The following is a 13,652-nucleotide window of genomic DNA, read 5'->3' as shown; positions in this document are numbered from 1 at the left end:
ATAATAGGCATAACAGAAATGAAGTTAAATGTGGGAGTATTATTATGGGTAAGTGGACTTGTCAATGCGGGCATCCGATGAATGACCATTCAGCTCCAGATCCGAATGCTTTTTCAATATATTCGGATGAGTTGTGGGAAGAAACAACAGATACTGCAGATGAAAATAATAAAATTGATTACTATGATATTTCTGATGCTTCTTACTATGCTTGGCAATGCCCTAATTGTCACAGTTTGATGGTATTTGGTGAGGATGAGAATCCTAATCGTTATACATTTTATAAATGGATAGATTTAGATAATAGTGAAGAAGAGCAAACGGATCAAGCTACTGTTCAAAGTTCATCAGACACAGTTTACAGAGTTGCATCGGTCACATTCTCAGAGTTTGGTGAGGAATATTCCTATATCTGTGAGGATGAATCAATCAAGGAAGACCATTATGTGGTTGTACCTGTAGGTATCAATAATGTCGAAAAAGTTGCTCATGTTGTAAAAGTACATCGGGTTACCCAAGAAGATATCTCATATCCAATTAACAAGTTGAAACATGTGATAAAGCGTTATTCGGATTTTGATAAAGAGAGTGCAGAGAAAATTGCAGCTGAGTTAGTAACGTCAGGTCGATGTTTGAAAATTGATGATTTTTCTAAATCAGTAGCAGCAGACGAGTATTTTGATGTTTTGCACAATAAAATTGGACACTGGTGGTTGGAACTCAATGGCGTACCCATTCCAATGAAAGTTATCCTATTGAATACCAACTATGAGAAGTATCATGTTGACTGTGCTATACATATCAAACCCCACAATATTCACTATAGTACTTTCCAATCGTTGAAGTTATGTACCGATTTTGAGATTGACGCTTCACGCTGGGTTGATGTCATTTCTGATGAATATGTTTGGGGAAATTCCTGGGAACTTGATGGTATTCAGTTTGGGATAACCTGTCAGGAATCATCAGAGGAGGATGAGGTGATACTTGGCAAATACAGTCGTGTTCCATATTATGTCGATTGGCATCCAGATTGGAGCGGTAGATACGGTTTTAATTTAGCTTGGAAACGACATGAATCTGACGAAGACTTGTCGGTAGACTTTTACATTTCTTGAGTAATAAATTCGTTCAATAGTATAATAATAAAGCCAAACTAGACTTTTCGTTCTATAGTATAGAGGGTTGCTATCACCACACATCGAGTGTGTTGCTCTGCTCGTAAAAGCCTAGAAACATTGGAACGAAAGGGATAGTGAAAAGCCTTGATTGCAAGGCTTTTTGTCGTATGAGGGGGAAGTATCAGAGTGAGGAATTTTTTGGAGTGAGTAGAAGTGATTGCTAGAAATTATCAAAATCTAACCCCTTTTTCTTCAAAGTCTAGCCTAGCCTGCATGATTTTCAGTCAAGACTTCGTAAAGTTTTGGCAGTGATGGATGAGGTGACTTTTTTCCAGTCTTAACATCAATCCCAATATAAACACCTCTTTGAGTGTAGCTGATTGTACCGTTGTTTTTTGAATCTAGTCAAATAATTATTTCAACTCAGAGCAGTTTTGTTTTAAATAAATTAGGCTTAGAAAATTTAATACTTTTATCAAACAAAAAAGCTCTAAAATTACAAATTTAAGTAGTGATACAGAAAAATATTTTAAAGCTATTTCAGGATACGACAAAAATCGTACTGGGAATAAATCGGAAAACAAACGCAACAATCGTTGTTTACATTTATAAAAAAGACTTGACATATTTCGTTTACAATGGTAGACTTATTTTAAACACATTCGTTTACATTTGTAAACAACAAGGAGTAAAGGAAAATGAGCACAATAGAACTTAATACTTCTATCACAGATGCTGAATGGGAAGTAATGCGTGTAGTTTGGGCAAATGATCGAGTAACTAGTAAAACAGTCATCTCTGTATTGAAAGAAAAAATGGACTGGACAGAATCCACTATCAAAACGATCTTAGGTCGATTAGTTGAAAAAGGCGTACTAAATACAGAGCAAGAAGGTAGAAAGTTTATTTACACTGCCAATATTGTAGAGAAAGAAGCCGTAAGGGATTATGCAGAAGATATTTTTAACCGTATTTGCAAAAAGAAAGTCGGAAATGTAATAGGAAGCATCATTGAAGATCATGTCTTAAGCTTCGATGATATAGATCGACTAGAGAAAATATTAGAGATAAAAAAATCTTTCGCAGTAGAAGAAGTGGATTGTCAGTGTACAGAAGGGCAATGCGATTGCCATGAAGGCTGTTAAAGAACTTAGAAGACGCGGTGTTGAAGTAATCATGATTACTGGAGATAATAAACGAACAGCCAAAGCGATTGCTAAGCAAGTGGGTATAGACAGTGTATTAAGTGAAGTATTACCTGAAGATAAAGCAGAGGAAGTCAAAAAACTACAAGAGGCAGGCAAGAAGGTAGCGATGGTTGGAGACGGCATTAACGATGCACCCGCATTAGCTCAAGCAGATTATTATTAATTAGAATAATAATTTATGGAGGAATAAAAATGAGTAAGAATAAACATATGTTATTAGGTATTGGACTTACAGTCGGATTAACTGCAGTTGGATATATTACACTTTTAGAACCAATGATTAGTTATTTTAAAATAAACCAGAGTGCAGTTAATATAGATATTCAAACAAGTAAAACAAAAAGTACACTTCCTATACCACCACTATTAGAGGATAAAAATCCAGATCCTAATATTGCGGATTTTACTTTAGAACCTCAAGAAGGAGAAACTTCATTTTTACCAAATACCAAGACACGAACTATGGGCTACAACGGAAGCTTCTTAGGCCCTGTCATCAGAGTAAGTAAAGGTGAGCAAGTAAATGTGCACGTAAATAACAAGTTAAAAGAAGCAACTACAGTTCACTGGCATGGACTAGAGGTAGAAGGAGAAAAGGATGGGGGCCCTCATCAAGGAATTGAACCAGGAACAACTTGGGAGCCTAGTTTTACAGTAAATCAACAGGCTGCAACATTGTGGTATCATCCGCACTTTGGAGGAAATACTGCTACCCAAGTTTATAAAGGTTTAGCAGGACTATTCTATGTGGATGATGAAGTATCAAAAAGCTTAAATATTCCTAAGGAATATGGAGTAAATGATATACCTTTAGTAATTCAAGATAGAAGCTTTGGCAAGGACGGCAGTTTTATTTATAATACAAATATGATGGATGGAGCAACAGGGGATACTATCATAGTTAACGGAGCTATTAAACCTAATTTAGAGGTTAATAGAGTCAAGATGAGATTTAGAATAGTTAATGGTGCTAATGCAAGTAACTTTAATTTGAAGTTAGATAATAGAGATGGATTCTATCAAATAGCATCTGATGGTGGATTTTTAGAAAAACCGGTTAGCCAGAGAAATATTATATTATCACCTGGGGAAAGAGCAGAGATAATAGTGGACTTTTCAAAGTATGAAAAGGGAACGCAGCTATCACTTATGAGTAATAAGGAAGCCATTATGACATTTAATGTTAAAGGCGATGGGAAAGATGATACTGAAGTACCTAGTACTTTAACGAATATAGAAAGAATGTCAGAAGCACAAGCTACTAAGATAAGAAGCTTTGAGCTTCAAGGTATGGGTCAAATGGTATCAATAAACGGTAAAAAGTTTGATATGAATAGAATTGATGAAACAGTGAAGCTTGGAGATACAGAGATTTGGGAAATTACAAACCCAGGATCTATGATGCATGAAATGGGGCACCCATTCCATATTCATGGCACACAGGTTCAAATTCTATCAAGAAACGGTAATGCGCCTTCTCCAGAGGAGAGCGGATGGAAAGATACTGTATATATTGAGCCTAACGAAAAAGTAAGACTTATAGTTAAGTTTAATAAGAAGGGTACTTATATGTACCACTGTCACATTCTTGAACATGAAGAAGCAGGTATGATGGGACAAATTAAAGTAGAATAATAAATAATATTGAAGATCATGTCTTAAGCTTCGATGATATAGATCGACTAGAAAAAATATTAGAGATAAAAAAATCTTTCGCAGTAGAAGAAGTGGATTGCAATTGTCCAGAAAGACAATGCGAGTGTCATTTACATCATCATTAAGAATAAGGAGGAATTTAAAATGAACAATAATAACAAACATTTATCCCACTGTCACCATAATCATGGCGACATGGATCATTCAAAACATGAGTACGTAAGCACGGAAGAACATGGAGACCATAAGAATCAACATCAAGAACATCATGCTGAGCATGATCACAGCGGGCACAGTGGGCATGACCACAGTGGGCACGGAGGGCATGAACACCATCATCACGGTAACTTTAAGGAACTTTTCTTACAGTCATTGCCACTAGGAATCATTATTATGCTCTTATCTCCTATGTATGGATTTGAACTACCATTCCAGTTTACTTTTCCATATTCTGATATTGTAGTAGCTATTTTATCTACTATATTAATTATTTATGGTGGACGTCCATTCTATCAAGGCGCAGTTGATGAATTTAAACAAAAAGAACCTGGAATGATGGCTCTAGTTTCTTTAGGTATAAGTGTTTCATATTTATACAGTATTTATGCTGTTATCATTACCTACGTAACGGGTGGACACGTGATGGACTTTTTCTTTGAATTTGCTTCATTATTATTAATCATGTTATTAGGTCACTGGATTGAGATGAAAGCTATTGGAGAAGCAGGAGACGCACAAGCAGCATTGGCTAAGTTGGTACCAAAAGATGCTCACGTTGTGTTAGAAGATGATTCAATTGAAATACGTCCAGTTGCTGACTTACAGGTAGGAGATTTAATTCGTGTTCAAGCCGGAGAAAATGTGCCAGCAGACGGAACTATCGAGCGTGGCGAATCACGTGTGAATGAAGCTCTTTTGACTGGAGAATCAAAAGCAGTTAAAAAAGGTCCTGGCGATGAAGTAATCGGAGGCTCAACAAATGGAGAAGGGGTTCTTTATATTAAAGTGAATGAGACAGGTGATCAATCCTTCATCTCTCAAGTTCAGAATTTAATCAGCCAAGCTCAAAGTCAGCCTTCCAGGGCAGAAAATATTGCTCAAAAGGTTGCAGGGTGGCTCTTCTATATTGCGGTCATTGTCGCACTAATAGCTTTTGTAGTGTGGATGGTTATTGGAGATATCCCAACGGCAGTTATCTTTACTATCACGACATTAGTTATAGCTTGTCCACACGCATTAGGTCTGGCTATTCCATTGGTCACCGCCCGTAGCACAAGCTTAGGAGCCAGTCGTGGGTTACTAGTGAAAGACCGCCAAGCCTTAGAAATAGCTCCAGATGCAGATGTGATGATTTTAGATAAAACAGGTACTTTAACAACTGGTGAGTTTAAAGTATTAGACGTTAAACTTTTTAATAACAAATATAATAAAGAGGAAATCATTGCCTTACTGGCAGGTATTGAAGGAGGCTCTAGCCACCCGATTGCTCAATCAATTATAAGTTTCGCTAAGCAGCAAGATATACGTCCAGCATCTTTTGATTCAATTGATATGATTTCCGGTGCTGGAGTAGAGGGTAAAGCAGGTGGGCACCGTTACCAATTAATCAGTCAAAAAGCCTATGGACGTAATCTTGATATGGATATTCCAAAAGGAGCAACTCTTAGTGTCTTAGTAGAAAACGATGACGCCATTGGCGCTGTAGCTTTAGGGGACGAATTAAAACCAACGAGTAAAGAGTTAATTAAAGCTCTTATAAAGAACAATATTCAACCAATTATGGCAACAGGTGATAATGAAGAAGCGGCTCAAAGTGTGGCAGAAGATTTAGGTATTGAATATAGATCAAATCAATCTCCACAAGACAAATATGAGTTAGTTAAAACACTTAAAGATGAAGGAAAGAAAGTTATCATGGTAGGTGATGGTGTAAATGATGCTCCTTCTCTTGCCTTATCAGATGTTGGTATAGCTATAGGTGCTGGAACTCAAGTGGCGTTGGATTCAGCTGATGTCATCTTGACTCAATCTGATCCAGGAGATATTGAATCATTTATTGAATTAGCACACAAAACAACTCGTAAAATGAAACAAAATCTCTTTTGGGGAGCCGGTTATAACTTTATAGCTATCCCTCTAGCTGCAGGAATTTTGGCTCCTATTGGCATCACATTTAGCCCTGCATTAGGAGCAATTCTAATGTCTGTGTCAACAGTCATCGTCGCCATTAATGCTATTTTATTAAATTTAGATCCCAAAAATAACGGTTAACAGATCGAATGATTGAAACTCATTAAAGTATCAAGATACAATTCTATATGTTTTAATACATTCAGAAGATAAGTAGTCGTATACTGTGGAACAGAACTTAGTAAATATTGAAAAGTGGCTATCAACAAACAGGTTGATAACCACTTTTTTTCACTATTGACTCTATTTCAAGAATCGGCTGTGAATATGTCAAATGCGTTTAGTGGGAACATTTTATCTATCTGCCAATTCTTTTAATAATTCATCGTATTGATTCATAGCACTTTTTAACTCTATGTCAAAGTCAAAAGTTGGCTCAGCTTTGAGAATGCTGGTTTCTTTATTAAGTTCCCCTTTAAAAACTTGCTTAGTACTGATATTCAGTCGAAAATTCATTAGCTACGCCTCCCAATTTTGCAACTATATTATACATGGTATGTATGAAAATTAAAAGTGAATACTTCTAGCTGTTCTCATTTTCTAGAATCAAGAATAAGGTAAACTTTTGTATTTTCTGGTTCGATTTTGCTTATTTTACTTGAAAATTTACCTTATTTTGATGAAATTAGTTGAAATTGGATAAAATTTTAAGTTTTGAAAAACCGTGAAAACGTTGATGTTAAAAGGTTTTGAAATTAGTTGAAATAAACAATGCTCCAACCAGGTCTTAAGAAAGCACGTAAAGCTAGCCAGTTCTCTAAACGTTAATATACCGCAATATATCAACGTTTCAAGGCACTCAAGAGTCACTTTTTTATAATTATGTAGTTTTTATAGTTACGATGGATTTTGATTGTTGTCATAATCGGTTCAGTAGTCAAATCCATACCAATTGGAAATCAAAAGGGTTGAGGAACCTTTGAAGGTTGAAAATGAAGCAAACATAGCTGCCTTCTTAAATGGTTCCGTCAGTAGGGAGTTATTCATGAAACACTTTCACCATTTCTATCAATATTCCACTTAACATTTTCGCTTGTTTTTGATATACTTTAGAAAATAGGTATTTTCAAGGGGTGATACCATGGAACTAAAAGATATTATGCATATTTTGGAAGATATGAAGGTTGGAGTTTTTGCTACTCTGGATGAGTATGGAAATCCACATGCTCGTCATGCTCATATCACTGCAGCAAACGAAGAAGGGATTTTCTTTATGACAAGCCCAGAAACGCATTTCTATGATCAATTGATGGGGGATCAAAGAGTTGCGATGACGGCTATTTCTGAGGAAGGGTACCTTATCCAGGTAGTGCGTGTAGAAGGGACTGCCAGACCTGTGGAGAACGACTATCTAAAGACAGTTTTTGCGGATAATCCTTATTATCAACATATCTATAAAGATGAGTCTAGTGATACAATGCAAGTATTTCAGATTTATGCTGGTCATGGCTTCTATCATAGCTTGACTCAAGGTCATAAGTATATCTTTTCTATTGGTCAAGGTGAGCATTCAGAGGTTCGTGCACTTTGAAAACATTTGATAAGACAAGTATATTTCAAATAATTATGATACAATACTTCTTATAAATATTTTAGGAGTGTTTGAACTTGATGAGAGAAGATATTCAGATTAATGAACGTGCGTTAACTGTATCAGAACAGTTGGTAGAGGTTTTGGAATCTATTTACGATCCTGAAATTGAACTAGACATCTACAATTTGGGTTTGATTTATGAGATTCATTTAGATGAAGCTGGTTTTTGTAAGGTTGTCATGACCTTTACAGATTCAGGTTGTTCTTGTGCGGATACTATGCCTGGTGAATTGGTTGCAGCCCTGAAAACGATTGATGGTATAAACGACGCACAGGTAGAGATTGTCTGGTCTCCTGCTTGGAAAATGACAAGAATTAGTCGCTTAGGTCGAATTACACTGGGGATAAGCCCTAAATAAAAGAGTTGCAGTTTTATTTTACTGCAGCTCTTTTTTAATTATGTGACTTTTAGTCCGTCACGCTCCGTAAGGTGCGTGACAAATAAACCACCCGCTATGCGGGTGCGCGACGAAGGTTACACCAAAAAAACTCCAAACGCGATACAATAAAGGTGTTCAAGCCTATTGTAAAGCGAAAGGAGAAAAATATGGCGCAAAAGGCACATAGTTTATCACATACAAAGTGGCTGTGTAAATACCACATTGTCTTCACACCTAAGTATAGACGAAAAATCATCTATAATCAATATCGAAGTAGTTTGGGAGAAATATTCCGACGTTTGTGTACTTATAAAGGCGTAGAAATTATCGAAGGACATCTGATGCCGGATCATGTTCATATGTTAGTCAGTATTCCTCCGCGATTAAGTGTATCAAGCTTTATGGGATATTTAAAAGGTAAGAGTGCTCTAATGATGTTTGATAAACACGCCAATCTCAAATACAAATTTGGTAATCGTCATTTCTGGGCAGAGGGATATTATGTAAGTACGGTTGGACTAAATGAAGCCACAATTAAGAAATATATACAAGAACAGGAAAAACATGATATAGCACTTGATAAGTTGAGTGTAAAAGAGTATGAAGATCCCTTTAGGGATAATGGCAAGTAGTACGAATGCCTCTTTAAGAGGCTAGTGACGAGTCAAAAGCAGTGAGGCTTGAACAAAGTGAAAGCCAGCGTCTTTAGGCGCTGGCTGGTGATGTGGGCTTATAGCCCTTGTTCAAACCACCCGTTTGACGGGTGGTCATGATTGTGTCATCGTACTGTCTGTCTAATTCTTCCATGGTTTCATAAACAGGCTTGGGAATCATGATAACTTGCGGATCCAAATCGACCATACCATAGCTCGGGTCGATACATTCTTCCCAGTATTCTAAATGTTTTTTGTCGATATAGGATTCTGAATCTTCGACTTCAATCCCTCCTTCGGCTTGGACAGAGTACCAGTAGAGGTATTCGCGACCGTCCAGTACTTCACGGAAGATGGTTTCGACATACATTTTCTCTCCTTCAAGAGTGAGGAGAGTGTCTTCCATGTGCTCGTTGAGAAAGGCCATCCATTCATCTACTTTGGCAGTTTTCCCTTCTTTGACTCGAAAGCGGGAGAGTTCGACGTTTAGTTTCATTTTTTCTCCTTTTGGAAAACCCTGCCACGAGGACAGGGTCGTTGAGTTCCTTATTTTTTCCCCGTACGTTCTGGTCTCCAGAAGTCGGTAACGGCTCCTTTTGAGGCAGAGGATACGGTGTGGGCGTATTTACCGAGAACACCACGAGAGTAGAGTGGTGGAATGACAGTGGTTTTCTTGCGTTCTTCGATTTCTTGGTCAGAAACGTGCATGGTGATTTCTTTGGTATCTTGGTCAACCGTCACCAAATCACCTGTACGGAGGTAGGTAATTGGACCACCATCCTGAGCTTCAGGTGCGATGTGTCCGACAACCAGTCCATAGGTACCACCAGAGAAACGACCGTCTGTTAGAAGGGCTACCTTGTCACCTTGGCCTTTTCCGACAATCATGGAAGAAAGGGATAGCATTTCAGGCATACCAGGACCACCTTTTGGCCCAACATAGCGGACAACGACTACATCACCATCTACGATTTCGTCAGTCAAGACTGCTTCGATCGCTTCTTCTTCAGAATCAAAGACCTTGGCTGGTCCTGTATGGTTGCGGACTTTCACACCAGAAACCTTGGCAACGGCACCTTCAGGAGCAAGGTTACCTTTGAGGATGATGAGTGGGCCATCTGCACGTTTTGGATTTTCAAGTGGCATGATGACCTCTTGACCTGGAGTCAAGTCTGCAAAATTCTCTAGGTTTTCAGCAACGGTTTTACCTGTACATGTGATGCGGTCGCCATGAAGGAAGCCGTTTTTGAGCAAGTATTTCATAACAGCAGGGACACCGCCGACATTATAGAGGTCTTGGAAAACATATTTACCAGATGGTTTGAGGTCTGCCAAGTGAGGCACACGCTCTTGGAAATCGTTGAAATCTTCTAGTGTTAATTCAACATTAGCAGCATGGGCGATGGCTAGAAGATGGAGCGTAGCGTTGGTTGAGCCCCCTAGAGCCATTGTGACTGTAATAGCATCTTCAAAGGCTTCACGAGTCATAATGTCAGATGGTTTGATGCCAAGTTCTAGCATGCGTACAACAGCACGACCAGCTTCTTCAATATCAGCCTTCTTCTCAGGAGATTCAGCAGGGTGAGAAGAAGATCCAGGAATAGACATGCCCATTACCTCAATGGCAGTAGCCATGGTATTGGCAGTATACATACCACCACAACCACCAGGTCCAGGACAGGCATTACACTCAATCTGACGAACTTCTTCAGCAGTTAAGTCGCCATTGTTCCATTTTCCGATTCCTTCGAAGACAGAAACCAAGTCAATATCTTTACCATTGAGGTTTCCTGGAGCGATGGTTCCACCGTAGGCAAATACGGCAGGAATGTCCATATTGGCGATAGCAATCATAGAACCAGGCATATTCTTATCACAGCCACCGATTGCGACAAAGGCATCCACGTTGTGCCCTCCCATAGCTGCCTCAATAGAGTCGGCTATGATGTCACGGGAAGTCAAGGAGAAGCGCATACCAGGTGTTCCCATGGCGATTCCGTCTGCAACGGTGATGGTACCGTATTGAACAGGCCAGGCACCTGCATCTTTAACCCCTTCTTTGGCTAATTTTCCAAAGTCATGAAGGTGCATGTTACAGGGTGTATTTTCAGCCCATGTCGAAATAACCCCAACAATAGGCTTTTCAAAGCTATCGTCGGTCATTCCTGTTGCGCGAAGCATGGCACGGTTGGGTGACTTGACCATCGAATCATAGACAGAACTGCGATGTCGAAAGTCTTTAAGTTTGTTTGTATCGGTCATAATTTTCTTCTCCCTATCTTATTTTACCCATTATATCATAGATATGAAAGAAACGATAAAAGATTTGATAAATAATTGGAAATTTCCGAATTTTTCAACAATTCATTCTATAGTAAAAGGCACCTAAGAATTTTAAGTGCCCTTATAATTTATTTGTAGATTAAGTGGTCGTTTTTCGGCGATTGTTTGCGGATGGATTGATAAAAAGACCGACTGATGATAGAACTAGGAAGGCTGCGCCGATGTACCAATAAGGTTGATCTAAGGTAGTTGAACGTCCAGATAGGTTGATAATGCCTCGGAGAAGACAACCAGCTGTAATAGTTGCAACGCCAGAATTCCACAAATTATAAGAGAGACGTGAAAGAGTAGGTATAAGTTGCAGCAGACCGAGTAGCACAGCTCCGCCTATTAATGGTACACAGAACATATAATGCATAAAGACAGAGACTTCGCCATAGCTGAGACTTTCATAGATTCGACTGAAAATAAACAGGAAAGCTGTTATTGCCAAGTAGGAGATAAATGTTCTTGAAACTCTTGTAGTTGAATTAGTAACCGATGTAGACAATGTCACTCACCGCCCTTTCTGAGATAGTATTTCCATTTGTTGTTGGGTTGTTAATAACTTGACCGTTGAAGTAAAGAGTAGATGAACCACCGCCATCAAGGTTGTAGGCAGTTTGAGTACCATATTGTTTCATAACTTCTGCCAATTGATAGAGAGAGAGTCCTTCGCTTTCAGACGTACGTCCATCTGCTACGACGATGATATAATGATTTTCATCGATAATCCCGATAGCAGAACGAGGGTTGGATGACATTGCGCGTCCGACTTCTGTTGAAGTATCGACGACAATTTCACCGTTTTCGACCAATGATGGACCAAATGCTAAGAGGTTGACAACGCCCTTGTCAATCAATTCTTGGGCGGTAATCTCATTTTCATAAATGACCTCAAATGAGCCGTCTGCGTAGATGGCCAAGTCGCCATAAGATGCATTGTCCCGAACGGTGTCTCGATACAGAACTCCATTCTTAATAACATAACCAGTTGAGTTGGCTCCGTAGTAGTCACCATTAACCGCTAGAATGGCATTGTTTGCTGCCGCTGTTTCTGAGGTTTTAGCTGTTACGTTTGTACCGTAAGTGTTTTGTGCAAGTGCTGTTTTTAAATACTCGGGTGAGCTGACTTGAATATCTGCGACGTAAACAGTTGTGTTATTGGTGGTAATCGTCTCTAAATTTATCTGAATATTATCATCAGAGTAACTAGTATCAGTAGTAGATACATTGGTTGCTGTTGTGGCAGTGGTGGAAGACGAAGCTGCGGTCGTATTCTGCTCGCTCGTAGAAGTAGCATTGCTTGCTGAGACGGTTGTTATCGCTTCAGAAATGACGAAGGTTTTTAACATGGAGTAAGTAAAGCCTCCTGTCAAAAGCATTCCGAAGATGGATGCGTAGGCAAAGGGTTTTTTAAGCAATTTCATGGGAAAATGATTTCCTTTCTTTAAAAATAATATTCTTTTGAACAAACCAAGAAGCTAGGAAAAGGAGGATGCTAACTGCAAGTTTGACAATGTAGAGGTTGAGTCCTAGAATTTGGTGGAAGAGATAGAGGAGGGCTGTATCGCAAAGGAAGAGGACAAAGGCTAGTGTAAAGTAGCCTGCGCCTGTTCGTGCGATGCTCTCTTCATTGTTAAAGACTAATTTCTTATTAAGTGCAAAATTACAGGTAGCGCTACAAATGCGAGCAATCGTGTTTGCGACCAATAAGCGTACAGCAGTTGGTAAGCTAGTGAGTAGCAATAAGGCAAGTGCATATACTCCGTAGTCAACTAGAAATCCACCAAAAGATGCCAGGGCAAATTTGAAGAGATTTTTGTAAATGAGCAGTCCATCTTTTATGGGACGAAAATGCGAACTGGCATTATCATCGATATAAATGGTTTGGATTGGGACTTCCGTAATTTTATAGCGTTGACTTGCCTGAGTTAACATGTTCATCTCGTACTCATAGCGATCGCCTTCAATATCTAACATGAATGGAATTAAGTCAGTATGGAATCCACGCAAGCCTGTTTGTGTATCGGACACATTGATACCAGTTTGCAGTCTAAACAATACTCTGGTTAGTTTGTTACCAAAACGACTCCGAAAGGGAATGTCTTTGGTAAATTGACGAACACCAAGAATCAGGCGACTTGGCAGATTCATAGTTGCACGTGCGATGCGGTCAATATCATTCACAGCGTGTTGACCATCTGCGTCAGCAGTTACGATAACACTTGGTTTTCTCAAATCTTGGATGAAACTAAAGGCTGTTCGCAAGGCTTGGCCTTTTCCTTTGTTGACATCATGGTGTAGAACAATTGCATAGGTTTTGGCGATTTCAAGAATATTTTTGGATGCGCCAGTACTACCATCATCCACAACGATGACCTGACAATTTAGCCTGTTTTTCATTATTTCTAATAGTTGGATTAATTTTTCATCTGGCTGGTAAGCCGGTATCACTACATAATACATATCCTAAACCTCATTTAATTTTCTTAGTGGAACTACTATACTGATGTTTTCTGAAAGCA

At 38.8% G+C, this 13,652-nt stretch carries 13 protein-coding genes and 3 pseudogenes; 9 read left to right on the top strand and 7 right to left on the bottom strand.

Annotated features, from left to right (window positions below):
- Positions 1–44: 44 nt before the first annotated feature.
- Entirely contained in the window at positions 45–1,118 is a 1,074-nt protein-coding gene (locus ODU50_RS04185; protein WP_024416738.1) for a hypothetical protein, read from the top strand.
- Between the two features lie 245 nt (positions 1,119–1,363).
- On the opposite strand, the pseudogene ODU50_RS04180 reads toward ODU50_RS04185, so the two are convergent.
- Positions 1,364–1,520 (bottom strand): annotated as a pseudogene (locus tag ODU50_RS04180) (site-specific integrase); the annotation flags it as partial.
- A 299-nt stretch (positions 1,521–1,819) separates the two neighbouring features.
- On the opposite strand from ODU50_RS04180, the gene ODU50_RS04175 reads away from it, so the two are divergent.
- The 5 genes and pseudogenes from ODU50_RS04175 (at position 1,820) to ODU50_RS04155 (ending at position 6,256) form a co-directional block, all read left to right on the top strand.
- Positions 1,820–2,266, top strand: coding sequence for a CopY/TcrY family copper transport repressor (locus ODU50_RS04175; protein WP_024416739.1), 447 nt, complete (start codon positions 1,820–1,822; stop codon positions 2,264–2,266).
- Positions 2,267–2,288: 22 nt separating this feature from the next.
- A pseudogene (locus tag ODU50_RS04170) lies at positions 2,289–2,483 on the top strand (HAD-IC family P-type ATPase); the annotation flags it as partial.
- Between the two features lie 38 nt (positions 2,484–2,521).
- Entirely contained in the window at positions 2,522–3,964 is a 1,443-nt protein-coding gene (locus ODU50_RS04165) for a multicopper oxidase family protein (RefSeq protein WP_024416740.1), read from the top strand.
- An 8-nt stretch (positions 3,965–3,972) separates the two neighbouring features.
- Positions 3,973–4,110, top strand: a pseudogene (locus ODU50_RS04160) (CopY/TcrY family copper transport repressor); the annotation flags it as partial.
- Between the two features lie 19 nt (positions 4,111–4,129).
- Positions 4,130–6,256, top strand: coding sequence for a heavy metal translocating P-type ATPase (locus ODU50_RS04155; protein ID WP_024416741.1), 2,127 nt, complete (start codon positions 4,130–4,132; stop codon positions 6,254–6,256).
- Positions 6,257–6,469: 213 nt separating this feature from the next.
- Here ODU50_RS04155 and ODU50_RS04150 read toward each other — a convergent pair whose 3' ends face one another.
- Positions 6,470–6,631: a hypothetical protein gene (locus ODU50_RS04150; RefSeq protein ID WP_162841060.1), complete on the bottom strand. Its 162-nt coding sequence runs from the start codon at positions 6,629–6,631 to the stop codon at positions 6,470–6,472.
- Positions 6,632–7,256: 625 nt separating this feature from the next.
- Between ODU50_RS04150 and ODU50_RS04145 the strand changes: the two genes are divergently transcribed.
- The 3 genes from ODU50_RS04145 (at position 7,257) to tnpA (ending at position 8,781) form a co-directional block, all read left to right on the top strand.
- Positions 7,257–7,706, top strand: coding sequence for a pyridoxamine 5'-phosphate oxidase family protein (locus ODU50_RS04145; RefSeq protein WP_002937365.1), 450 nt, complete (start codon positions 7,257–7,259; stop codon positions 7,704–7,706).
- 80 nt (positions 7,707–7,786) lie between these two features.
- On the top strand, positions 7,787–8,128 hold the full coding sequence (locus ODU50_RS04140; protein ID WP_009910815.1) for a metal-sulfur cluster assembly factor: 342 nt from the start codon (positions 7,787–7,789) through the stop codon (positions 8,126–8,128).
- Positions 8,129–8,316: 188 nt separating this feature from the next.
- Complete coding sequence (tnpA, locus tag ODU50_RS04135; protein ID WP_002939996.1) at positions 8,317–8,781, top strand: IS200/IS605-like element ISSsu4 family transposase; 465 nt, start codon at positions 8,317–8,319, stop codon at positions 8,779–8,781.
- Between the two features lie 73 nt (positions 8,782–8,854).
- Here tnpA and ODU50_RS04130 read toward each other — a convergent pair whose 3' ends face one another.
- The 5 genes from ODU50_RS04130 to ODU50_RS04110 form a co-directional block, all read right to left on the bottom strand.
- Entirely contained in the window at positions 8,855–9,298 is a 444-nt protein-coding gene (locus ODU50_RS04130; RefSeq protein ID WP_238145649.1) for a DUF6176 family protein, read from the bottom strand.
- Positions 9,299–9,348: 50 nt separating this feature from the next.
- A complete protein-coding gene (gene ilvD / locus ODU50_RS04125) occupies positions 9,349–11,064 on the bottom strand; it encodes a dihydroxy-acid dehydratase (RefSeq protein WP_044759852.1) in 1,716 nt (571 codons plus the stop codon).
- 160 nt (positions 11,065–11,224) lie between these two features.
- Complete coding sequence (locus ODU50_RS04120; protein ID WP_105152986.1) at positions 11,225–11,641, bottom strand: hypothetical protein; 417 nt, start codon at positions 11,639–11,641, stop codon at positions 11,225–11,227.
- Positions 11,616–12,554, bottom strand: coding sequence for a phosphodiester glycosidase family protein (locus ODU50_RS04115; protein WP_105152987.1), 939 nt, complete (start codon positions 12,552–12,554; stop codon positions 11,616–11,618). The genes ODU50_RS04120 and ODU50_RS04115 overlap by 26 nt, the downstream gene beginning before the upstream one ends.
- Positions 12,541–13,593 carry a bifunctional glycosyltransferase family 2/GtrA family protein gene (locus ODU50_RS04110; protein WP_105152988.1) on the bottom strand — a complete coding sequence of 351 codons (1,053 nt, stop codon included), beginning with the start codon at positions 13,591–13,593 and terminating at the stop codon, positions 12,541–12,543. The genes ODU50_RS04115 and ODU50_RS04110 overlap by 14 nt, the downstream gene beginning before the upstream one ends.
- Between the last annotated feature and the right edge of the window lie 59 nt (positions 13,594–13,652).

This window comes from Streptococcus sp. 2020WUSS084 (assembly GCF_044427445.1).
Classification (GTDB): domain Bacteria; phylum Bacillota; class Bacilli; order Lactobacillales; family Streptococcaceae; genus Streptococcus; species Streptococcus suis.
Note: the sequence above shows the minus strand (reverse complement) of the source record. Positions and strands in the feature narration are given on the sequence as shown.

What these genes read in the sequence shown, in the direction of transcription:
- ODU50_RS04115 (WP_105152987.1), bottom strand. Translation starts at nt 12,554, where the DNA reads ATGAAATTGCTTAAAAAACCCTTTGCCTACGCATCCATCTTCGGAATG.
- ODU50_RS04155 (WP_024416741.1), top strand. Translation starts at nt 4,130, where the DNA reads ATGAACAATAATAACAAACATTTATCCCACTGTCACCATAATCATGGC.
- ODU50_RS04185 (WP_024416738.1), top strand. Translation starts at nt 45, where the DNA reads ATGGGTAAGTGGACTTGTCAATGCGGGCATCCGATGAATGACCATTCA.
- ODU50_RS04110 (WP_105152988.1), bottom strand. Translation starts at nt 13,593, where the DNA reads ATGTATTATGTAGTGATACCGGCTTACCAGCCAGATGAAAAATTAATC.
- ODU50_RS04165 (WP_024416740.1), top strand. Translation starts at nt 2,522, where the DNA reads ATGAGTAAGAATAAACATATGTTATTAGGTATTGGACTTACAGTCGGA.
- ODU50_RS04150 (WP_162841060.1), bottom strand. Translation starts at nt 6,631, where the DNA reads ATGAATTTTCGACTGAATATCAGTACTAAGCAAGTTTTTAAAGGGGAA.
- tnpA (WP_002939996.1), top strand. Translation starts at nt 8,317, where the DNA reads ATGGCGCAAAAGGCACATAGTTTATCACATACAAAGTGGCTGTGTAAA.
- ODU50_RS04140 (WP_009910815.1), top strand. Translation starts at nt 7,787, where the DNA reads ATGAGAGAAGATATTCAGATTAATGAACGTGCGTTAACTGTATCAGAA.
- ODU50_RS04145 (WP_002937365.1), top strand. Translation starts at nt 7,257, where the DNA reads ATGGAACTAAAAGATATTATGCATATTTTGGAAGATATGAAGGTTGGA.
- ODU50_RS04130 (WP_238145649.1), bottom strand. Translation starts at nt 9,298, where the DNA reads ATGAAACTAAACGTCGAACTCTCCCGCTTTCGAGTCAAAGAAGGGAAA.
- ilvD (WP_044759852.1), bottom strand. Translation starts at nt 11,064, where the DNA reads ATGACCGATACAAACAAACTTAAAGACTTTCGACATCGCAGTTCTGTC.
- ODU50_RS04175 (WP_024416739.1), top strand. Translation starts at nt 1,820, where the DNA reads ATGAGCACAATAGAACTTAATACTTCTATCACAGATGCTGAATGGGAA.